General features: G+C 69.6%; 21 protein-coding genes and 1 pseudogene. 19 read left to right on the forward strand and 3 right to left on the reverse strand.

From position 1 onward, the window contains the following. Positions 1-4: 4 nt before the first annotated feature. From IM25_RS16255 to IM25_RS16290, 8 genes and pseudogenes are all read left to right on the forward strand, one after another. Positions 5-1,417 (forward strand): replication-associated recombination protein A, encoded by a 1,413-nt coding sequence (locus IM25_RS16255; protein WP_033096585.1) that lies wholly within the window; start codon positions 5-7, stop codon positions 1,415-1,417. Between the two features lie 138 nt (positions 1,418-1,555). Next, positions 1,556-4,222 carry an alanine--tRNA ligase gene (gene alaS, locus IM25_RS16260; protein ID WP_033096586.1) on the forward strand — a complete coding sequence of 889 codons (2,667 nt, stop codon included), beginning with the start codon at positions 1,556-1,558 and terminating at the stop codon, positions 4,220-4,222. A 2-nt stretch (positions 4,223-4,224) separates the two neighbouring features. Then, positions 4,225-4,743, forward strand: coding sequence for a Holliday junction resolvase RuvX (ruvX, locus tag IM25_RS16265; RefSeq protein WP_006551427.1), 519 nt, complete (start codon positions 4,225-4,227; stop codon positions 4,741-4,743). Continuing rightward, the gene (locus tag IM25_RS16270) at positions 4,740-6,608 is read left to right on the forward strand and encodes an endolytic transglycosylase MltG (protein WP_033096587.1); all 1,869 of its coding nucleotides are present in this window, start codon (positions 4,740-4,742) and stop codon (positions 6,606-6,608) included. The genes ruvX and IM25_RS16270 overlap by 4 nt, the downstream gene beginning before the upstream one ends. Then, the gene (locus IM25_RS16275) at positions 6,598-7,452 is read left to right on the forward strand and encodes a shikimate dehydrogenase (RefSeq protein ID WP_033096588.1); all 855 of its coding nucleotides are present in this window, start codon (positions 6,598-6,600) and stop codon (positions 7,450-7,452) included. The genes IM25_RS16270 and IM25_RS16275 overlap by 11 nt, the downstream gene beginning before the upstream one ends. Before the next feature lie 32 nt (positions 7,453-7,484). Next, a pseudogene (locus tag IM25_RS16280) lies at positions 7,485-7,745 on the forward strand (acetyl-CoA C-acetyltransferase); the annotation flags it as partial. A gap of 148 nt (positions 7,746-7,893) precedes the next feature. Next, positions 7,894-8,250, forward strand: coding sequence for a YciI family protein (locus IM25_RS16285; protein WP_033096590.1), 357 nt, complete (start codon positions 7,894-7,896; stop codon positions 8,248-8,250). Between the two features lie 13 nt (positions 8,251-8,263). After that, a complete protein-coding gene (locus tag IM25_RS16290; RefSeq protein ID WP_019289267.1) occupies positions 8,264-9,511 on the forward strand; it encodes an RNA polymerase sigma factor in 1,248 nt (415 codons plus the stop codon). On the opposite strand, the gene IM25_RS16295 is transcribed toward IM25_RS16290, so the two are convergent. Further along, a complete protein-coding gene (locus tag IM25_RS16295; RefSeq protein WP_019289268.1) occupies positions 9,504-9,884 on the reverse strand; it encodes a DUF1622 domain-containing protein in 381 nt (126 codons plus the stop codon). The genes IM25_RS16290 and IM25_RS16295 overlap by 8 nt on opposite strands. A gap of 152 nt (positions 9,885-10,036) precedes the next feature. Between IM25_RS16295 and IM25_RS16300 the strand changes: the two genes are divergently transcribed. The 4 genes from IM25_RS16300 to aroB are packed head-to-tail and all read left to right on the forward strand — an operon-like array spanning position 10,037 to position 13,579. Further along, positions 10,037-10,666, forward strand: coding sequence for a prepilin peptidase (locus tag IM25_RS16300; protein WP_033096591.1), 630 nt, complete (start codon positions 10,037-10,039; stop codon positions 10,664-10,666). A 48-nt stretch (positions 10,667-10,714) separates the two neighbouring features. Further along, positions 10,715-11,902, forward strand: coding sequence for a chorismate synthase (aroC, locus tag IM25_RS16305; protein WP_026061033.1), 1,188 nt, complete (start codon positions 10,715-10,717; stop codon positions 11,900-11,902). A 4-nt stretch (positions 11,903-11,906) separates the two neighbouring features. Next, a complete protein-coding gene (locus tag IM25_RS16310) occupies positions 11,907-12,473 on the forward strand; it encodes a shikimate kinase (protein WP_033096592.1) in 567 nt (188 codons plus the stop codon). Then, complete coding sequence (gene aroB, locus IM25_RS16315) at positions 12,470-13,579, forward strand: 3-dehydroquinate synthase (RefSeq protein WP_065996173.1); 1,110 nt, start codon at positions 12,470-12,472, stop codon at positions 13,577-13,579. Before IM25_RS16310 ends, aroB begins: the two co-directional genes overlap by 4 nt. A gap of 25 nt (positions 13,580-13,604) precedes the next feature. Here aroB and IM25_RS16320 read toward each other — a convergent pair whose 3' ends face one another. Both IM25_RS16320 and IM25_RS16325 read right to left on the reverse strand, forming a co-directional pair. Next, on the reverse strand, positions 13,605-14,207 hold the full coding sequence (locus IM25_RS16320) for a TIGR03086 family metal-binding protein (protein WP_084295028.1): 603 nt from the start codon (positions 14,205-14,207) through the stop codon (positions 13,605-13,607). A gap of 118 nt (positions 14,208-14,325) precedes the next feature. Continuing rightward, positions 14,326-14,922 (reverse strand): B-4DMT family transporter, encoded by a 597-nt coding sequence (locus IM25_RS16325; protein ID WP_033096594.1) that lies wholly within the window; start codon positions 14,920-14,922, stop codon positions 14,326-14,328. Between the two features lie 75 nt (positions 14,923-14,997). Here IM25_RS16325 and IM25_RS16330 point away from each other — a divergent pair, with 75 nt between their 5' ends. From IM25_RS16330 to IM25_RS16360, 7 genes are all read left to right on the forward strand, one after another. Then, positions 14,998-16,095: a M24 family metallopeptidase gene (locus IM25_RS16330; protein WP_033096595.1), complete on the forward strand. Its 1,098-nt coding sequence runs from the start codon at positions 14,998-15,000 to the stop codon at positions 16,093-16,095. A 34-nt stretch (positions 16,096-16,129) separates the two neighbouring features. Then, on the forward strand, positions 16,130-16,693 hold the full coding sequence (efp, locus tag IM25_RS16335; protein WP_006551441.1) for an elongation factor P: 564 nt from the start codon (positions 16,130-16,132) through the stop codon (positions 16,691-16,693). After that, complete coding sequence (nusB, locus tag IM25_RS16340) at positions 16,694-17,203, forward strand: transcription antitermination factor NusB (protein ID WP_033096596.1); 510 nt, start codon at positions 16,694-16,696, stop codon at positions 17,201-17,203. Between the two features lie 208 nt (positions 17,204-17,411). Next, positions 17,412-18,029: a bifunctional pyr operon transcriptional regulator/uracil phosphoribosyltransferase PyrR gene (gene pyrR, locus IM25_RS16345; protein WP_033096597.1), complete on the forward strand. Its 618-nt coding sequence runs from the start codon at positions 17,412-17,414 to the stop codon at positions 18,027-18,029. Beyond that, positions 18,026-18,967, forward strand: coding sequence for an aspartate carbamoyltransferase catalytic subunit (locus tag IM25_RS16350; protein WP_065996174.1), 942 nt, complete (start codon positions 18,026-18,028; stop codon positions 18,965-18,967). The genes pyrR and IM25_RS16350 overlap by 4 nt, the downstream gene beginning before the upstream one ends. 44 nt (positions 18,968-19,011) lie before the next feature. Then, positions 19,012-20,325 carry a dihydroorotase gene (locus IM25_RS16355; RefSeq protein WP_033096599.1) on the forward strand — a complete coding sequence of 438 codons (1,314 nt, stop codon included), beginning with the start codon at positions 19,012-19,014 and terminating at the stop codon, positions 20,323-20,325. Positions 20,326-20,333: 8 nt separating this feature from the next. After that, positions 20,334-20,825, forward strand: a complete 492-nt coding sequence (locus tag IM25_RS16360) for a PH-like domain-containing protein (protein ID WP_033096600.1) — start codon at positions 20,334-20,336, stop codon at positions 20,823-20,825. Positions 20,826-20,908 lie beyond the last annotated feature (83 nt).

Consider the following 20,908-nt stretch of genomic DNA (forward strand, 5'->3'; position numbering starts at 1 on the left):
ATGCGTGAGTGATCTTTTCGGGGCGAACGACCCGTCTGCCGAACCGGACGCCCTGTTCGAGGCGCCACGCGAACCGGAACCCGAGGACGAACCGCAGGTCCGCCGGCAACCCGTCGCGGCCGGCGGCGCGAACGCGCCCCTCGCTGCGCGCATGCGACCGGCGAGTCTCGACGAGGTGGTCGGGCAACAACACCTGCTCGAACCGGGAGCACCGCTGCGGCGGCTCGTCGAGGGATCGGGTGCGGCCTCCGTCGTGCTCTACGGTCCGCCCGGTACCGGGAAGACGACCCTGGCCTCGCTGATCTCCGGAGCCACCGGACGCCGGTTCGAAGCGCTGTCCGCCCTGTCGGCGGGCGTCAAGGACGTGCGTGCCGTCATCGACCTGGCACGCCGGCGCCTCACCCACGGCGAACAGACCGTGCTGTTCATCGACGAGGTCCACCGCTTCTCGAAGACCCAGCAGGACGCGCTGCTCGCCGCGGTCGAGAACCGCATCGTGCTGCTGGTCGCGGCGACGACCGAGAACCCGTCGTTCTCCGTGGTCGCCCCGCTGCTGTCGCGCTCGCTCGTGCTGCAGTTGCAGCCGCTCGGGCCCGACGACATTCGGGCACTGCTCGAACGTGCGCGCACCGACGTCCGTGGACTCGCGGGTGCGGTCGAGATCGACGACGATGCTCTCGACCACCTCGTCCGGCTCGCCGGGGGCGACGCCCGCCGTGCCCTCACGGCGCTCGAGGCCTCCGCCGACACCGCGCTCGCCGTCTCCGGTGGCGACGCGGCCGTCATCGACCTCGCGACCGTGGAGTCGAGCATCGACGAGGCCGCCGTGCGCTACGACCGCGACGGCGACCAGCACTTCGACGTCGCGAGCGCCTTCATCAAGTCGCTGCGCGGCTCCGACGTCGACGCGGCCCTGCACTATCTGGCACGGATGATCGTCGCGGGGGAGGACCCGCGCTTCATCGCCCGTCGCCTGATGATCCAGGCCAGCGAGGAGGTGGGCATGGCCGACCCCACCGCTCTGCAGACGGCGGTCGCCGCAGCGCAGGTCGTGCAGCAGGTCGGGATGCCCGAAGCCCAGCTCGCGCTCGCCCAGGCCACCATCCACATCGCCACCGCCCCCAAGTCGGGCTCGGTGACCGCCGCGCTCGGCACCGCGATCGCCGACGTGAAGGCGGGCAAGGCCGGTCCGGTGCCCGCCCACCTGCGCGACGGTCACTATCAGGGCGCGCAGAAGCTCGGCAACGCGATCGGCTACAAGTTCCCGCACGCGCACCCGGACGGCGTGCTCGCGCAGCAGTACGCCCCGGACGAGCTGGTCGGCGTCGACTATTACGAGCCGACCGGTCGCGGTGTGGAACGGGAGCTTTCGGCCCGCCTGCCCAAGCTGCGCCGCATCGTGCGCGGTGAGCGGTGACGCCCTCCGCCGAGTACTCACGGCGCCGTACCGCGGCCGCTTTCGGCGGCGCGATAAGCTGAAGAACGGCCGATCGACAGGGTCGACCGCCCGTCCCGGGAAGTTCACACCATCGCCAGACCACAAAGGACCATCGACGTGCAGACCCACGAGATCCGCAGGCGCTTTCTCGATCACTTCGTGAAGGCGGGACACACCGAGGTGCCCAGCGCGTCGCTGATCCTCGCCGATCCCAACCTGCTGTTCGTCAACGCCGGCATGGTCCCGTTCGTGCCCTACTTCCTCGGGCAGCAGACCCCGCCCTACACCCGCGCCACGTCGGTGCAGAAGTGTGTGCGCACCCTCGACATCGAGGAGGTCGGCAAGACCACCCGCCACAACACCTTCTTCCAGATGGCCGGCAACTTCTCGTTCGGCGACTACTTCAAGGAAGAGGCCATCACCTTCGCGTGGTCGCTGCTCACCGGATCCGTCGAGGACGGCGGCTACGGAATCGACCCCGAGAAGCTGTGGGCGACGGTCTATCTCGACGACGACGAAGCGTTCTCGATCTGGCACGACAAGGTCGGCGTGCCCGAGGAACGCATCCAGCGTCGCGGCATGAAGGACAACTACTGGTCGATGGGCATCCCCGGGCCGTGCGGTCCGTGCTCCGAGATCTTCTACGACCGCGGCCCCGCCTACGGCGTCGAAGGCGGCCCCGAGGCCGACGAGGACCGCTACATCGAGATCTGGAATCTCGTGTTCATGCAGAACGAGCGCGGTGAGGGTGGTGCCAAGGACGACTACCCGATCCTCGGCCCACTGCCGAAGAAGAACATCGACACCGGCATGGGTGTCGAACGCGTCGCCTTCCTGCTCCAGGGCGTCGAGAACGTCTACGAGACCGACCTGCTGCGCCCCGTGATCGACAAGGCCGCCGAACTCACCGGCGCCGTCTACGGCGCGAAGCACGACGACGACGTGCGCTTCCGCGTGATCGCCGACCACGCCCGCACCGCGGCGATGCTCATCGTCGACGGCGTCAACCCCGGCAACGACGGCCGCGGCTACGTGCTGCGCCGCCTGCTCCGCCGCATCGTGCGCTCGGCGCGTTTGCTCGGCGCCGACAAGCCCACCATGCGAGAGTTCATGGCGGTCGTGCGCGACACCATGGCCCCGTCCTATCCCGAATTCGACACCGACTTCTCGCGCATCGAGACCGTCGCGGTGGGCGAGGAGACGGCCTTCCTCAAGACCCTCGGTACCGGCAGCAAGCTGTTCGAAGGCGCTGTAGAGACCGTGAAGTCGCAGGGTAGGAATGTGCTCGGTGGCACGGAGGCGTTCACCCTCCACGACACCTACGGGTTCCCGATCGACCTCACCCTCGAGATGGCGGCCGAGGCGGGCCTGACCGTCGACGAGGAGGGCTTCCGATCGCTCATGGCCGAGCAGCGCCAGCGCGCCAAGGACGACGCCCGGGCCCGCAAGCACGCCCACGCCGACCTGACCGTCTACAAGGAACTCCTCGACCGCGGTCCCACCGAGTTCACCGGTTTCAGCGAGCTGGTGACCGAGGCGCACGTGCTCGCCGTCATCACCGGTGGCGAGCGCCTGCACGCGGCGGGCGCGGGCCAGCAGGTCGAGCTGATCCTCGATCGCAGCCCCCTCTACGCGGAGTCCGGCGGCCAGATCGCCGACATCGGCAGCATCACCGGCCCGGGCCTGAAGATCAAGGTCGACGACGTCCAGAAGATCGCCAAGCAACTGTGGACCCACAAGGTCACGGTGCTCGAGGGCCAGGTCGTCGAAGGCGACGCCGTCCTCGTGCAGGTCGATCCCGAGTGGCGCAAGGGCGCCACCCAGGGCCACTCCGGCACCCACCTGGTCCACGCCGCGCTGCGCGAGGTGCTCGGCCCCAACGCCGTGCAGGCCGGTTCGCTCAACAAGCCCGGCTACCTGCGCTTCGACTTCTCGTGGCCCGGCGCCCTGTCCGAGCAGCAGAAGCAGGACATCGAGGCCGTCACCAACGAGGCCGTCGCGGCGAACTATCCCGTCAACACCTTCGTCACCGACCTCGACAAGGCAAAGAAGATGGGCGCGATGGCCCTGTTCGGCGAGAACTACGGCGACGAGGTCCGCGTCGTCGAGATCGGCGGCCCGTTCTCGATGGAGCTGTGCGGCGGCACGCATGTGCAGCACTCCTCGCACGTCGGCACCGTCACGCTCCTCGGTGAGCAGTCCGTCGGTTCCGGCATCCGCCGCGTCGAGGCGTACGTCGGTCTCGACTCGTACCGCCACCTGGCGAAGGAACGCGCGCTGCTCGCGGGCCTGTCCTCGACCCTGAGGGTTCCCTCCGAGGAGGTGCCCGGACGTGTCGAGGCCCTGCTCGATCGGCTCAAGGCCGCCGAGAAGGAACTCGAGAAGACCCGCGCCGCGAACGTCGCCGCCGCAGCCGGAACGTACGCGAGCAAGGCGCAGCGCGTCGGTGACGTGCTCGTCGTGGCCGAGGCCGCCCCGGAGGATGTCGCCGGCAACGACCTGCGCACACTCGCATCCGACGTCCGTGGCCGGCTCGGCACCGAGCCCGCCGTGGTGCTGCTGCTCGGCAACGCCGGCGGCAAGGTGCCCTTCGTCGTGGCCACCACCAAGGCTGCGCAGGAGAAGGGCATCAAGGCAGGCGACCTCGTCGCGAGCTTCGGTCCCGCGATCGGTGGTCGCGGGGGCGGCAAGCCCGACATGGCTCAGGGCGCAGGGGCGGATCCGGCCGGTATCCCGGCCGCACTCGATGCTTTCCGTGCCCGTCTGAGCGAGCTGGCCGGCTGAGCGTGGCCGAACCGCTGCGCCCCGATCGTCCCGGAGTGGACGATCCCGGCCGTGGTCGCCGCATCGCAGTCGACGTCGGCAGCGTCCGGATCGGGGTCGCCTCCAGCGACCCCGACGGGATCCTCGCCACCCCGGTCGAGACGGTGCCGCGGTCCAAGGAACGCGGACCCGACGCACCCGATATCCGGCGCATCGTCGAGATCGTTAGGGAATACGAGGCCGTTGAGGTTATCGTCGGGCTGCCGCAGACACTGCGCGGTGAGCCCGGCAAGGCTGCGAAACTGGCGAGCGATTTCGCGCGTCGACTTCGCCGTGCCCTACCCGACGTTCCCGTGCGCCTGGCCGACGAACGATTCACGACGGTCACTGCGGCGCGCGCCCTCCGCGAGAGCGGGGTGAGTGCGCGAGGTGCGCGGCCGGTCATCGACCAGGCTGCCGCCGTGGCCATCTTGCAGGGTTGGTTGGACGAGCGGAGTTCGGTAGTGAACGAGTCGGGGCGTGACGCGGGGGACAGCCGGTGAGCCGGCACGGACGACACGACGACCATTCGGAGAACGCACGGCAGGATCTGTTCGCGGATCCCTACGCCGGTGGGTACACGGAACCTCCAGTGGATCGCACCAGATCCGAGAATCCGTATCGATCCGGATCCGAGAATCCGTATCGATCCGGATCCGAGGATCCGTATCGATCAGACCCGCGTTACCGGTACGACGATCCGTACGCATCCGACCCTCGAGGTCACGATGCATACGGGCACGACCCGTACGGCAACGACTCCCACGGCCGTGATCCGTACGGCGGTGGTGGATACGAGGGCGTCCCGAGTGGGCACCCGGAGGCCCGTCGACCCGATCCCGACGATCACGAGACCACGGTCCTGAACTTCGAGCCGGGTGTATTCGATGGCCCGCCGCCCGGTCACGCCGAACAGGGTTACGGCGAGCAGGGCTATGCCGAGCAGGGCTACGGCGACGGGGGCTACGCAGGATCCGGGTACGAGTACGAGGGGTCCATCGGCGCCGATCGCGGACACGCTCCGGCCGATCACCCCGACGGGGGACATCTCGACGAAGAGTACCCGGGCGGATACTCCTACGCCGCACGCGACGCGAGCCGTGACGACGACCCCGCCGACGACGCGGTCGCAGCGGAGGAGATTACCGCCGAGCAGCGTGCGGTCCCCCTCGCGGTCGGTGGTTCGGAACGCGCCGCACGCCGTGATCCGAAGGCGAGCGGGCGTAAGAAGCGCGGACGTGTCGTAGGCGCGCTCGCCGCCGCGGTGCTCCTGCTCGTCGTCGTGGGTGGCGGCTATCTCGCCTACGACCGGTTCCTCGGCACGAACCTTCCGCCGGACTTCACCGGACCTCCCGGGCCCGCCGTCGTCGTCCAGGTCAACCCGGGCGAGACCGCCGGGGAGATCGGCAGCGAGTTCGTCGACAAGGGTGTCGTCGCGAGTTCCGCCGCCTTCTACGAAGCGGCCGTGCAGAACTCGGGGATGAATTCGCTGCAGCCCGGCTTCTACCAGGTGGCCACCAACATCCCGGCCGTCGATGCCGTCGCCGCCCTCGTCGACCCGGCCAACCGGGTCGGTGCACTCGTGATCTCCGAGGGACGTCAGCTCCACGACATCCGCGACGTCAACACCGGTGCCGTCCGCAAGGGCATCTACACACTCATCGCGGAGGCGAGCTGCCACGGCGATCCGGCCGCCGAGAACTGCGTCACCTACGAGGAACTCGACGCGGCCGGTGCCACCCCGGACCTGCAGGCACTCGGCGTTCCGGAATGGGCGCGCGACGCGGTGGCGAACGTGCCCGACCGCAGGCGGCAGCTCGAAGGCCTCATCGCCGCGGGCAGCTGGGATTTCGATCCGACGGCCGAACCCGTCGAGATCCTCGCCCGTCTCGTGTCGGAAAGCGCTGCGAGCTACGACGCGACGGGGATCACCGACGCGGCCGCGCGCGTCGGCCTGACCCCGTACGAGATGCTCATCTCCGCATCGCTCGTCGAACGCGAGGCCCTGCCACAGGATTTCGCGAAGGTCGCACGGGTGATCCTCAACCGCCTCGAGATCGACCAGATGCTCCAGTTCGACTCGACCGTCAACTACGAGCTCGACGAGACCGAACTCGCGACCACCGACGCCGACCGCGCGCGGGTGACCCCCTGGAACACCTACGCCATGGTGGGTCTGCCGGCGACGCCCATCTCGTCACCGAGCATCGGCGCGCTGCAGGCGATGGAGAACCCCGAACCGGGGGAATGGATCTACTTCGTGACGATCGACGACAAGGGCACCACGCTCTTCGCGAACTCCTACGAGGAGCACCTGCAGAACACCGAACTGGCACTCGCGAGCGGGATCCTCGACAGTGGCCGCTGATCCGAACGGAGGTGTCCGGAGGGCCGCGGTCCTCGGGAAACCCATCGCGCACTCGAAGTCGCCCTTGTTGCATCTCGCGGCGTACCGGGCACTCGGGCTGACCGAGTGGACCTACGAACGCATCGAATGCACCGGTGAGCAGCTGCCGGGCCTCGTGTCCTCGCTCGGTGAGGAATGGGTGGGTCTGTCCGTCACGATGCCCGGTAAGTTCGCGGCTCTCGAGTTCGCCACCGAACGCACCGAGCGGGCCGTGAGGATCGGCTCGGCGAACACCCTCGTGCGCATCGAGAACGGGTGGCGTGCCGACTGCACCGACGTCGACGGCGTGTCCGGAGCACTGCGCTCGGCCGGCGTCGGTGATCTGTCCGGCGCGTCGGCGGTCGTCGTGGGCTCGGGTGGTACCGCGCGACCGGCGCTCGTCGGGCTCACCGACCTCGGTGTGCGCTCGGTGAGCGTGGTCGCGCGGTCCGAGGAGAAGGCCCGCGCGACGTTCGATTGTCTCGACGACGACATCGAGGCCCGATGGTTGTCGTTCGACGCACCCGAACTCGCCCGGGTCTGCGCCGAGGCCGGTGCGCTCGTGAGCACCGTGCCCGCACCCGCGGTAGCGCCGTACACAGAAGCTCTCGCACACGCCCCGTGCATCCTCGACGCGATCTACGACCCCTGGCCCACGCCGCTCGCGGCAGCGGCCGAGGCGCGTGGTGTCCGCGTCGTCAGCGGTCTGCACATGCTGTTGAACCAGGCCTTCGGGCAGGTCGAGCAGTTCACGGGTCTGCCCGCGCCGCGTGCGGAGATGGCGCACGCCGTCGGGCTCGACCTGAACTCTCCGCACCCGGCCTGAGAACCCGGTCCGACGGGGCGCGGCCCCACCAGGACATCGGCGTCTTCGAGGTCGACGAGGCGTTCGCTCCGGTGCCCATGGCGTGGCAGAGGGAGATCGGCGCACCCGAGGACAAGCTCAACCCCAACGGTGGTGCGATCGCTCTCGGTCACCCGCTCGGGGGTTCCGGTGCCCGCATCCTCACCGACATGATCTTCCACATGCGCCGCACTAACCTCCGGTACGGCCTGCAGACGATGTGCGAGGGCGGTGGCCAGGCCAACGCCACCATCGTCGAACTCGTCGCGCAGTAGGCCGCACCCGACACCGTCCGCTGTCCACCTGCGATGCCTGAGCGGGTGGGCAGCGGATTTCTCCGCGCAGGTGTCGAATCGGCGCCCTACCGTTCGTATAGAGGGTGAGAGGCCGGAGCCGCCGGCCGCCGAGGGGAAGGACCCCGCCATGGCGCAGTACCTGCTGAGCATCTACCAGCCCGACGGTGAACCGCCGTCACCGGAGTTCCTCGAACCGATCATGAAGAAGGTCGCGGCGTGGCAGAACGAGATCCGGGAGGCAGGGGTCTGGCTGTTCTCCGGCGGCCTTCACCCTCCGGATACGGCGACGGTCGTGCGCACGGACGAGGGGTGCACGGCGACGACCGACGGTCCGTACATCGAGGGCAAGGAGCATCTCGGTGGCTTCGACGTCATCGACGTGCCCGACCTCGACGAGGCGCTGAGGTGGGCGCGCGGTCTTGCCGACGCCACCACACTGCCCATCGAGGTGCGGCCCCTGGCGTTCGGCTCCTGCGCCGGATGACGTGCGAAGCTCGATGACCGGGCCGTCCACCGCCGACATCGCACGTGCCTTCCGTGAGGAATACGGCAGGGCGATCGCCGTGCTCACCCGCGTCCTCGGCGACCTCGACGCCGCCGAGGACGCGGTGCAGGACGCCTTCTCGATCGCCGTCGAACGGTGGCCCGGGGAGGGGATCCCGCCGAGCCCGGCCGGGTGGATCATCACCACCGCCCGTCGCCGGGCGATCGACAGGGCACGGCGGGAGGCCGCACGTCCGGTCAAGCACGCCGAGGCGGACCTGCTCTACCCGACATCCGACGACGCGTTCGACTCCGGAGCGGTCGTCCCGCCCGAGATCCCCGACGATCGCCTCCGTCTGATCTTCACCTGTTGTCACCCGGCGCTCGCGCCTGCGTCGCGGGTCGCGCTGACACTGCGGCTGCTCGGCGGGCTGACCACCGCGCAGATCGCCCGAGCCTTCCTCGTGCCGGAAACGACTATGGGGCAACGGATCTCCCGAGCCAAGGGGAAGGTCCGCGACGCGCGCATCCCGTTCCGCATCCCGTCCCCGGACGAGTTTCCCGAACGTCTCGACGCGGTGCGTTCCGTGCTTTATCTCGTGTACACGGAGGGCCACACGACGAGCGCCGGACCCGAACTCGTCGACACGGACCTGTGTTCGGAGGCGGTGCGGCTGGCGCGTGTGCTGGCCGGGCTCGTTCCCGACGATCCCGAGACCACGGGACTTCTCGCCCTGATGCTCCTCGGTGAATCCCGGCGCTCGGCGCGTACGGGACCCGGCGGCGAACTCGTCCTGCTCGCAGACCAGGACCGCTCGCGGTGGGACCGCGCGCTGATCGCCGAAGGGCAGGCACTCGTGCGGCGCACCCTGCGCTGGAACAGGCCTGGGCCCTATCAGATCCAGGCCGCGATCGCCGCAGTGCACGCGGACGCGCCCACCTTCGAGGACACCGATTGGGCGCAGATCGTCGCGCTCTACGACCTGCTGTTCGCCGCGGACCCCACACCGGTCGTCGCGCTGCACCGGGCTGTCGCACTCGCCGAAGTGGAGGGCCCCGCAGCGGCTCTCGGGATCGTCGACCACCTCGACCTCGAGCGGTATCACGTCTTCCACGCAGTCCGGGCCGACCTGCTCGCCCGCCTCGGCCGGCTCACCGAGGCGAGTGAGACATACGCCACCGCCGCGGCGCGGACGGAGAACGCCATCGAGCGCGCGCATCTGCTGCGCCGGCGGGACGAGGTCCGGGACGCGCTCAGGTAGCCGGCGTCGTGCCGGTCGTCGTCTCGGCGTCGGGAACCGAACGCTGCCACGGCCACCGGCCGTCGATCTCCAGCTGCAGCGACCAGCTCAGGAAGGTGCGGATGAGCACGATGACCGCCAGCACACCCACCGATGTGAAGGTCGGCGTGACGGCGACGGTCTTGATGATGTCGGCGGCGACCAGGAATTCGAGGCCGAGCAGGATCGACCGGCCGAGATTGCGCCGGTACGGCTCGTAGATCTCCGAACCCGGTCCGCGCCGCCGCGCGGTCGCCGCGATCCACGTCGCCGCCAATGCGCCGATCACCATGACGCCGACTCCGACGACGTCGATGGCCGTGCCCACGTGTTCGAGCAGCGACGAAATCTCCATTCGACCAGAACCTTCCGACCGGAACCGACAGACTCCGGCAATCCTCGCAGGACGATCGCCGCACTGTGCGGCTTTGTCCACAGGAGACGTGCCTGTCCACAGGACCGGGCCGGACACCGCGCGAACGCCCTGCCGGCGAGTGTGGATGGGGGATGCTCCGGGTCGTGGCAGGGGAGACGGTGGGTGAGCTCGCGATGGTGGTTCTCGGCGTGGGCGTGGGAGCGATCGTGCGCGTGGTGGCGGGAAGAACGGCCGGTCGTCGGCCGCTGCCGGGTTCGTGCGAGGCGGCATGCGCGGCAGCCGCACTCGTCGCGGTCTCGATCACCACGGGCGCGGCGGTCGTCGGAGCAGCGATGTTCGGATGGTGGTGCGTGTGCCTGAGCACCGTGGACCTGCTCGTGCGGCGTCTGCCGAACGTGCTGACGCTCGGGGGAGCGGGCACGATCCTCGGCGTGGCCGCGGCGACGGGGCACGGCCGGGCGGCGTTCGCCGGTGCACTTCTGCTCGCGGCACCGTTGTTGATCACCCACCTCGCGGTGCCGCGGTCGGTGGGTGCGGGCGACGTCAAACTCGCCCTCGGACTCGGTGCCGTCACCGGACTCGCCGGCCCCTCGGCAGTGCTCCTCGGTGCACTGCTCCCACCCGTCCTCACCGCAGGTGCGGCCCTGATTCTGCGACTCCGGGAGGCCCGCTGCGGGGAAGCGCATGCCGCTCCGCGCGTGCTTCCGCACGGACCGTCGATGTGCGCCGCCGCGGCACTGGCGGCGATCTCGACGGGTTGACCAGGGGCGGCATGTCGAGTCGGCGGACGAACATGGAAGGATGGACCTGTGCTGCGTTGGATAACTGCTGGAGAATCCCATGGTCCCGCCCTCGTCGCGATGCTCGAGGGGATGGTCGCCGGAGTCGAGGTGACGTCGAACGACATCTCGGAGCAACTTGCGCGACGGCGACTGGGCTACGGCCGCGGCGCACGCATGAAGTTCGAGGCCGACAAGGTCACCGTGATCGGTGGCGTCCGGCACGGACGCACCCTGGGCGGCCCGATCGCGATCGAGATCGGCAACACCGAATGGCCCAAGTGGGAAACCATCATGGCCGCCGACCCGGTCGATGCCGAACTACTCGAAGGCCAGGCGCGCAACGCGCCGCTGACCCGTCCCCGCCCCGGCCACGCCGACTTCGCGGGCATGCTCAAGTACGGCTTCGACGACGCGCGTCCCGTCCTCGAGCGCGCCAGCGCCCGGGAGACCGCAGCACGCGTGGCGGCCGGCACCGTCGCCCGGAACTTCCTGCGCCAGGCGTTCGGCGCCGAGGTCGTCTCGCACGTCATCTCCATCGGCGCATCCGATCCCTATGTCGGCCCCGAACCCGGTGCCGACGATCTCGCCGCGATCGACGCGAGCCCCGTGCGCGCCTACGACAAGGCCGCCGAGGAATCCATGATCGCCGAGATCGAGGCCGCGAAGCGCGACGGCGACACCCTCGGCGGCATCGTCGAGGTCGTGGTGCACGGGCTGCCCGTGGGCCTCGGTTCGTTCGTCAGCGGTGCCGATCGCCTCGACGCGCGACTGGCCGCGGCCCTCATGGGAATCCAGGCCATCAAGGGTGTCGAGGTCGGCGACGGTTTCGAGACCGCGCGCCGACGCGGCAGCGCCGCCCACGACGAGATGAAGCCCGGTCCCGACGGTGTGCTCCGCTCGAGCAACCGTGCCGGTGGCATCGAAGGCGGCATGACCAATGGTGAGGCCCTGCGCGTGCGGGCGGCGATGAAGCCGATCTCGACCGTGCCGCGCGCCCTGTCGACGGTCGACATGACCACCGGCGACGAGGCCGTCGCGATCCACCAGCGTTCCGACGTGTGCGCGGTGCCCGCGGCGGGGGTCGTCGCCGAGGCGATGGTCGCCCTCGTCGTCGCGCAGGCCGCCCTCGAGAAGTTCGGTGGCGACTCGCTCGCCGAGACCGTGAGCAACATCGACCACTACCTGAAGGGCATCGCGGCGCGGCCGCCGCGGTGATCTCATGTCGCCTCGCGTGGTACTCATCGGCCCGCCGGGAGCGGGCAAGTCGACGATCGGTCGTCGGGTCGCGAATGCACTCGACCTGCCGTTGCTCGACACCGACGCCGAGATCGAGCGTGTGACCGGCCGGACCATCCCCGAGATCTTCTCCCAGGACGGCGAACCGGCCTTCCGGGAGGTCGAGGAGGAGGTCGTCGCGCGCGCCCTCGACACCCACGACGGTGTGGTGTCCCTGGGCGGGGGAGCGATCCTCTCGGAGCGCACCCGCGCGCGACTGGCCGGACACACCGTCGTCTATCTCGAGATCAGCGTGGCGGAAGGACTGCGTCGCACCGGCGCGGTCGGCGCCGCCGGAACCAGGCCGTTGCTGGCCGGCGGTGATCCGGCCCAGAAGTACCGCGACCTCATGCGTCGCCGCCGCCCGCTGTACCGCCAGGCGGCGACCATCCGGGTGCGCACCGACGGCCGCAGCCCCGGGCGGGTCGTCCAGCAGGTGCTCGCCAAACTCGAAGCGGCGGACGCCGCGACCAGCCAGACCATCAGCGAGGATCGGAGCCCCACACCGTGACCGAACCGGTACGCATCGACGTCGAGACCGCCCAGCCCTATCCGGTGATCATCGGCCGGGGACTGCTCGGCGACGTCGTCGAAGAACTGTCCGGCACGCGGACCGTCGCGATCTTCCACCAGCCGACGCTCACCGCGACGGCCGAGGCCGTGCGGGAGGCGCTCGCCGAGAGCGGCATCGACGCCCACCGCATCGAGATCCCCGACGCCGAGGACGGCAAGGAACTGGCCGTCGCCGGATTCTGCTGGGAGGTGCTCGGCCGCATCGGCCTGACCCGTTCGGACGCCGTCATCAGCCTCGGCGGCGGTGCCGCCACCGACCTCGCAGGCTTCGTGGCCGCGACGTGGATGCGCGGCGTGCGGGTCTACCACATCCCCACCACGCTGTTGGCGATGGTCGACGCCGCGGTGGGCGGCAAGACCGGCATCAACACCGAGGCGGGCAAGAACCTCGTCGGTTCGTTCCACGAGCCCTCGGCGGTCTTCGTCGACCTTGCGACCCTCGAGACGGTGCCGCGCAACGAGATCGTGGCCGGACTCGCCGAGGTGATCAAGACCGGCTTCATCGCCGATCCGGTGATCCTCGACCTGATCGAGGAGACCCCCGAGGCCGCGCTCGATCCCGCCGGGACGGTGCTGCCCGAGCTGATCCGTCGATCGGTCGAGGTCAAGGCGAAGGTGGTCGCGGCCGACCTCAAGGAGTCGAGCCTGCGCGAGATCCTCAACTACGGCCACACCCTCGGCCACGCCATCGAGCGCCGCGAGCGGTACCGCTGGCGGCACGGCGCCGCCGTATCGGTGGGCCTGGTCTTCGCTGCCGAACTCGGCCGGCTCGCCGGGCGTCTCGACGACGCCACCGCCGACCGGCACCGCGCGATCCTCGAATCCGTCGGCCTGCCCACCACCTACGATCCCGATGCCTTCGCCGACCTGCTCAAGGGCATGCAGACCGACAAGAAGAACCGCGCCGGCATGCTCCGGTTCGTCGTCCTCGACGGGCTCGCGAAGCCCGGCAGGCTCGAGGGACCCGACCCGACCCTGCTCGCGGCGGCCTACTCCGAGGTCGCGCGTCAGGGCAAGGCCGACGCGGGAACCGTACTGCTCTGACCGCCGCCTGGTCGACCGCCTGGTTCTATGCGGGCGGTCTCCACGATGGGTCGCGCCCGGTGAGTCCGATCAGGCGTTCCAGCGGCGGGGCGTCGTCGCCCACCCGCACGGCCGGACCGAACAGCCCGCCCCCGTCGGCGACGCGTTCCTCGTCGGTGATGCTCTCCGCGAATGCGATACACGCGGCGATCTCGTCGGGCTCGCAGGAGTACTGCTGTCCCGTGGCCACGGCGAGATCCCAGCCGTGCACGACGAGTTCGTCGAGCGTGACGAGTCCGGCGACCGGCGCGGGCAGGTCGAGGCCGCCTGCGCGCGTCATGCCCTCCCAGGCGGCGCGATCGCTCCACGCTCCGCGGAGGTCGCGGAGCCGGTCGGGAACGAGACGCCGCCAGTCCGGCGGCAGTTCGCTCGTGAGTTGCGGGGGAGTGTCGGTGAACGGGCCGATGTCCTTGCGGGCCGCGGCCGTGAACGCAAGGGACAGGCCCAGCACGTGGTCGACGAGCGCACCGACGGAGGTCTCGGAACACGGTGTGGGCCCCGGCAACTGGGCGTCGTCGATCCCCGCCAGGATGCGCTCCATCCGGCGGGTCGCGGGAGTCAGGTCGAGCGTCTCGGTGATGTCGGTCATGGTCGGCTCCTCGGGGTCGGCTACCTCTACTGACCGTCACAACTCGGAAAACTGAGCACCCGCCCCCGGATGTGCGGCGGCGGGTGGTCTCACTGCTGTGGGTCTCACTACTCGGGTCTCACTGTTTCGGATCGACCCTCGGGAACACCTCGGTGGGCGAGTCGTCGCTGCGCCAGGCGGGATCGGTCTGCTGCGCGGAGTTCGCGGGAGCGGAACCCGCGGCCGCTCCGACGCCTGCGGGCGCGTGGTGATCGCGGTGGACCGACCAGTCGTCGTCGCGGGCGGCTTTGCGCTCGTTCCGGCGCGCGAAGAACCGGCCCAGCGTCACCGCCGCCATCGCCGGCAGGAATACCAGAAGCACGGTGAACGCGGCACCGGAGGTGATCTCGAAGAACAGGGACGTCACACCCACCGGCATCGGGGTGACGGTGTCGACGAGCCAGGTGAGGACCCCGCCGACCAGGCCGGTGATCGCACCGGCGGCGAGCCAGCGCATCGTCAGGTCGTCGCCCTCGTCGGCGTCGGGATGGGCGCGGTGGTCGCGGATGCCGTCGAGACCGGCCCAGACGAACGCTGCGACGACCACCACGGCGAAGCCCAGCCAGCGCAGTACCGATCCCTGCAACGGCCACTGGATGAGAGCGGCACCGAGCAGGACGCGCACGACCACGTGGACCAGGGCGAGCCCGAGTCCGCGGAGCAACCAGGGTTTCATGTACCTCAGCGTAACGGGTGGCGAAGCCGACAGTGTGTCCCGTCCCACAGCCGTGATCGCGGTAGGTTGAGCGATATGTCTGCCGACCACGCCTCCCGCCGTCGAGCGCTGCGTGCGCTGCTCGCCGAACGCGAACTCGATGCGCTGCTGGTGACCGATCTGACCGGTATCCGGTACCTCACGGGCTTCACGGGATCCAACGCGGCGCTGATCGTCTCCACCGAGGACGACGAGGACGAGACACGCACCGTCATCTGCACCGACGGCCGCTACGTCACGCAGGTGGGGGAGCAGGTCCCCGACCTGCGGGCCGTGATCGCCCGGTCGTCGGCCGCGCACCTCGTCACCGAGTTCGGAACAGGTTCTGCGCATTGGGGATTCGAGAGTCACGTCGTCACGGTCGACGAACGGTCGCGGTGGGACGAGCTCGGCGTGTCCGTCCGCTTCGTTCCCGCTCCCGGGCTCGTCGAACAACTGCGGGCCGTGAAGGACGAACACGAGATCGGCCTGTTGCGCGAGGCGTGCGGTGCGGCCGATCGCGCACTGGCGGACCTGATCGCGGCGGGCGGGCTGCGTCCCGGGCGAACCGAGAAGGAGGTCGCCCGCGACCTCGAATGGCGCATGTTCGAGCACGGCGCCGACGGCATCTCCTTCGAGACGATCGTCGCCGCCGGCGCCAATTCGGCGATCCCGCACCATCGCCCGACCGGCGCGATCCTCGCGGAGGGCCACTTCGTGAAGCTCGACTTCGGGGCGCAGATCGGCGGCTACCACTCCGACATGACGCGCACCTACGTGCTGAGCCGTGTCGCGGACTGGCAGCGCGACCTGTACGAGCTGGTCCTGCGCGCGCAGCAGGCCGGACGCGAAGCGCTCGCGCCCGGTGTCGACTGCGCCGCGGTGGACGCCGCCGCGCGCACCGTGATCGCCGAGGCCGGCTACGCCGACCTGTTCCTGCACGGGCTCGGCCACGGAGTCGGCCTCGAGATCCACGAAGCGCCCGGAATCGGCGCCGCGGCGACCGGTACACTTGTCGCCGGTGCGGCGGTGACCGTCGAGCCGGGTGTGTACTTCTCGGGGCGCGGAGGCGTGCGGATCGAAGACACGCTCGTGGTGCGGGAGCATACTCCGGAGTTGCTCACGCTCACCGACAAGACATTGACCGTCGTTTGAGGGCGGTTCCTCGACCCTAGGAGACACGAACCAAGTGGCTGATACCAGTGACTTCAAGAACGGCCTCGTTCTGAAAATCGACGGACAGCTCTGGCAGATCATCGAGTTCCAGCACGTCAAGCCGGGCAAGGGCCCCGCTTTCGTGCGCACGAAGCTCAAGAATGTGACGTCGGGCAAGACCGTCGACAAGACCTGGAATGCCGGTGTCAAGGTCGAGACCGCCACCGTCGATCGCCGCGACATGACCTACCTCTACAACGACGGCACCGACTACGTCTTCATGGACGGCGAGACCTACGACCAGATCACCATCTCGCCCGAGCTGCTCGGCGACAGCGCCAACTTCCTCCTCGAGAACATGCCCGTGCAGGTCGCCACGCACGAGGACGTCCCGCTGTTCGTCGAGCTCCCGGTCACGGTCGAACTCGTCGTCCAGCACACCGATCCGGGCCTGCAGGGCGACCGCTCCACCGGCGGCACCAAGCCCGCGACCCTCGAGACCGGCGCCGAGATCCAGGTCCCGCTGTTCATCAACACCGGCGACAAGCTCAAAGTCGATTCCCGCGACGGCAGCTACCTCGGGCGAGTGAATTCCTGAGTGTCCGGTAACCAGAAGAAGCTCGGGGCCCGCCACAAGGCCCGCAAGCGCGCCGTGGACCTGCTCTTCGAGGCGGAGGCCCGCGACGTGCACCCCGTCGACCTCGCTGCCGATCGCGTCGAACTCGCGATCGACGACGATCAGGTCGCGCCGGTGCCGGCATACGCGCAGACCATCATCCGCGGTGTCGCCGACAACCTCGACGAGACCGACCGGGTGATCGCCGATCACCTGCACGAATGGACGCTGGACCGCCTTCCCGCCGTCGACCGCGCGATCCTGCGCATCGCGGTGTGGGAGCTCTTCCACGCGACCGACGTGCCGCCGGTGGTGGCCGTCGACGAGGCGGTCGAGCTGGCGAAGCAGCTGTCCACCGACGATTCGCCGGCCTTCGTCAACGGGGTGCTCGGTCAGATCGTCACTGTCGCCGACCAGGTGCGTGCAGCAGCCGCTGCCACCCTCGTCCGGCCGGCGCAGGAGTCGCAGGACCAGGGCTCGGACGAGTCCTGAGTTCGTCACCCTTCTCGGGTGAGCGACGACACGAGGCACCGTGAGCGGGCCCGGTGGGAGTCTTCCCGCCGGGCCCGCTCACGCATCCGGGCGTGTGTTGCGCTTCACCCGTCATCGGTGCCGGGGCGGACGTCGACGCTGATAGGCTCGACAACTGTCAGGCATCCTTTAACGATCCGTCCAGTGAGGCGGAGAAGGAGGTCGCTGCATGGCCGTGTCCGAGGACGGGTCCACAGCTTCTACCCCCACTACGTCTTCCGGTACCGGCGTGCCGGTGCGTGAGCTGCTCTCCGCTGCCGACGTCCACCGGACGATCTCGCGCATCGCGCACCAGATCATCGAGAAGACCGCTCTCGACACCCCCGAGGACGCGCCGCGTCTCGTGCTCCTGGGCATCCCCACCCGCGGGATCACCCTCGCCCAGCGCCTCGCCGACCGCATCGAGGAATTCGCAGGTGTGCGTGTCCCGGTCGGCTCGCTCGACATCACGCTCTACCGCGACGATCTCCGCACGAAGCCGCACCGCCCGCTGGAGCGCACCTCGGTGCCCGAGGGCGGCGTCGACAACACCCTCGTCGTCCTCGTCGACGACGTCCTGTTCTCGGGACGCTCCGTCCGCGCCGCGCTCGACGCCCTGCGCGATCTCGGACGACCCCGCGCGGTGCAACTTGCGGTCCTCGTCGACCGCGGCCACCGCGAACTGCCGCTGCGGGCCGACTACGTCGGCAAGAACGTCCCCACCGCGCGCAGCGAGGACGTCCGCGTACTGCTGACCGAACACGACGGGCGCGACGCCGTCGAGATCTCCGGAGGCAAGTCCCAGTGAAACACCTGCTCACCATCGCGGATCTGACGAAGGACTCCGCGACGGGGCTTCTCGATGAGGCCGAGCGGTTCGAGCAGGCACTGCTCGGGCGTGAGGTGCGCAAACTCCCCACACTGCGCGGCCGCACCATCATGACCGTCTTCTACGAGAACTCCACCCGCACCCGCGTGTCCTTCGAGGTCGCCGGCAAGTGGATGAGCGCCGACGTCATCAACGTCTCGGCGTCCAGTTCGTCGGTGAAGAAGGGCGAATCGCTGCGCGACACCGCGCTGACCCTGCACGCCGCCGGCGCCGACGCGCTGGTGGTCCGTCACTCCGCCTCCGGTGCCGCGCACCGGATCGCGCAGTGGACCAACGAATCCGGCTCCGGACCGGCCGTCGTCAACGCCGGTGACGGCACCCACGAACATCCCACCCAGGCATTGCTCGACGCGCTCACCCTGCGCCAGCGTCTCGGTTCGCTCGAAGGCCGCCGGATCGGCATCGTCGGCGACGTGCTGCACAGCCGTGTCGCCCGGTCGAACGCGCTGCTGCTGAGCATGCTCGGCGCCGAGGTCGTACTCGTCGCTCCCCGCACCCTGCTGCCGGTGGGGGTGGAGACCTGGCCGGTGACGGTCGCCGATTCGCTCGAAGCCGAACTTCCCACCCTCGACGCGGTCATGATGCTGCGGGTGCAGGCCGAGCGCATGAACGGCGGGGTCTTCCCGTCCGCCCGCGAGTACTCGATTCGATACGGACTCAACGCCAAGCGCGCGGCATTGCTGCCGGAGCACGCCGTGATCCTGCATCCCGGCCCGATGCTCCGCGGCATGGAGATCGGTTTCCCCGTCGCAGACGCCCCGCAGAGCGCGGTGCTGCAGCAGGTGAGCAACGGTGTCCACGTGCGGATGGCGGTGCTCTTCCGCCTGCTCGTGGGGACGGAAGGGAACCTGTCGTGACCCACACTTCCCACCCGGGAGACACAGGAACAGGAGACACACAGGTGACGCCGCAGGTGCTCATCCGCAACGTCCGCCTCTACGGCGAGGGCGACCCGGTCGACGTGCTGCTCGGCGACGAGCAGATCCTCGCCGTCGGAACCGACCTCGAGGCCGGCGACGACGCGGAGATCGTCGACGGCACCGGGCAGATCATGCTCCCGGGCTTCGTCGACCTGCATACGCATCTGCGCGAACCGGGCCGCGAGGACACCGAGACCGTCGATTCGGGCTCGGCCGCCGCGGCGCGCGGCGGGTACACCGCGGTGTTCGCGATGGCCAATACCGATCCGGTCGCCGACTCGGTGGTCGTCACCGACCACGTGTGGCGCCGCGGCCGCGAGGTCGGGCTTGTCGACGTCCACCCCGTGGGTGCGGTCACCGTCGGACTCGAGGGCAAGCAGCTCGCCGAGATGGGCACGATGGCCACCGGTGTCGGTGGCGTGCGGATGTTCTCCGACGACGGCAAGTGCGTCTACGACCCGCTGCTCATGCGTCGAGCGCTCGAGTACTCCGCCTCGCTCGGGGTGCTCATCGCCCAGCACGCCGAGGAGCCGCGGCTGACCGTCGGTGCCGTCGCGCACGAAGGACCGACCGCGGCGCGGCTCGGCCTGGCCGGCTGGCCCCGTGCCGCCGAGGAGTCCATCGTCGCCCGCGACGCGCTGCTCGCCCGCGACGCCGGAGCCCGCGTGCACATCTGCCACGCGTCGACGGCCGGCACCGTCGAGCTCGTCCGGTGGGCACGCTCGCAGGGCATCGCGATCAGCGCCGAAGTCACGCCGCACCACCTGCTCCTCGACGACTCGCGTCTCGAGAGCTACGACGGCATCAACCGGGTCAACCCGCCCCTGCGGGAGCGGAGCGACGTCGAAGCACTGCGACGCGGCCTCGCGGACGGGACCATCGACTGTGTGGCCACCGACCACGCCCCGCACGCCGAACAGGACAAGTGCTGCGAGTTCTCACAGGCACGTCCGGGAATGCTCGGGCTCGAGACGGCGTTGTCCGTCGTGATCGAGACGATGGTCCGGCCGGGCCTGCTGGACTGGCGCGGCGTCGCGAAGGTCATGAGCGAGCGTCCCGCGGAGATCGTGGGCCTCGACGATCAGGGCCGGCCCCTCGAGGTAGGCGAACCCGCGAACATCGTGCTCGTCGACCCGGATACCGAGTGGACGGTGCACGGTCCCGACCTCGCGAGCATCTCCCACAACACGCCCTACGAGGACATGACCCTGCCGGGCCGGGTCACCACCACCGTGTTGCGCGGACGGATCACCGCCCGCGACGGTGCGGTGTTCCCGCGCTCGACCGAAAGGTAGGAACCGACATGGATCGCTTCTTCATCACCGTCGGTTTCCTCGCGCTCTGGGTCGTGCTCGTGCTGCTGATGTGGAAGGGCTGGAAGGCACGTGCCCGACGTCAGCAGGACGCGGTCGGCGAACTGCCGACCGTGCCGGCTGAGCTGGGGGAGCGGCTCGTCGAACCGACCACCGGTCTGTACGTCGGCAGCACGCTCGCGCCGAGCTGGCAGGACCGCATCGCGGTCGGCGATCTCGGCCACCGCGCCAACGCGGAACTGACCCGATACCGATCCGGTGCCCTGCTCGAACGCGACGGTGCGTCCCCGATCTGGATCCCGCAGGACTCGATCCGCGCGATCCGCACCGAACGCGGTCTGGCGGGCAAGGTCATGTCCAAGGACGGGGTGCTGGTCATCCGCTGGCAGCTGCCCTCGGGCACGGAGGTCGACACCGGCTTCCGCGGTGACGACAAGTCGATCTACCCGCTCTGGACGAACGGGTCGGACGAAAAATCTTGAGACGGTGACGATCACAACGACGATGACGATCACGACGAACAACACGACGATCACGACACGCGAGATCTCAGCCCGTGCGGCCG

Origin of the sequence: Rhodococcus sp. p52 (assembly GCF_000763325.2) — a bacterium.
In the GTDB taxonomy this organism is placed as follows: Bacteria; Actinomycetota; Actinomycetes; order Mycobacteriales; family Mycobacteriaceae; genus Rhodococcus; species Rhodococcus pyridinivorans.

Coding starts and splice junctions, on each gene's coding strand:
- IM25_RS16295 (WP_019289268.1), bottom strand. CDS start 9,884: ATGGAGATTTCGTCGCTGCTCGAACACGTGGGCACGGCCATCGACGTC.
- IM25_RS16300 (WP_033096591.1), top strand. CDS start 10,037: ATGCTCCGGGTCGTGGCAGGGGAGACGGTGGGTGAGCTCGCGATGGTG.
- IM25_RS16325 (WP_033096594.1), bottom strand. CDS start 14,922: ATGAAACCCTGGTTGCTCCGCGGACTCGGGCTCGCCCTGGTCCACGTG.
- IM25_RS16330 (WP_033096595.1), top strand. CDS start 14,998: ATGTCTGCCGACCACGCCTCCCGCCGTCGAGCGCTGCGTGCGCTGCTC.
- IM25_RS16285 (WP_033096590.1), top strand. CDS start 7,894: ATGGCGCAGTACCTGCTGAGCATCTACCAGCCCGACGGTGAACCGCCG.
- pyrR (WP_033096597.1), top strand. CDS start 17,412: ATGGCCGTGTCCGAGGACGGGTCCACAGCTTCTACCCCCACTACGTCT.
- IM25_RS16320 (WP_084295028.1), bottom strand. CDS start 14,207: ATGACCGACATCACCGAGACGCTCGACCTGACTCCCGCGACCCGCCGG.
- IM25_RS16360 (WP_033096600.1), top strand. CDS start 20,334: ATGGATCGCTTCTTCATCACCGTCGGTTTCCTCGCGCTCTGGGTCGTG.
- IM25_RS16290 (WP_019289267.1), top strand. CDS start 8,264: ATGACCGGGCCGTCCACCGCCGACATCGCACGTGCCTTCCGTGAGGAA.
- IM25_RS16310 (WP_033096592.1), top strand. CDS start 11,907: ATGTCGCCTCGCGTGGTACTCATCGGCCCGCCGGGAGCGGGCAAGTCG.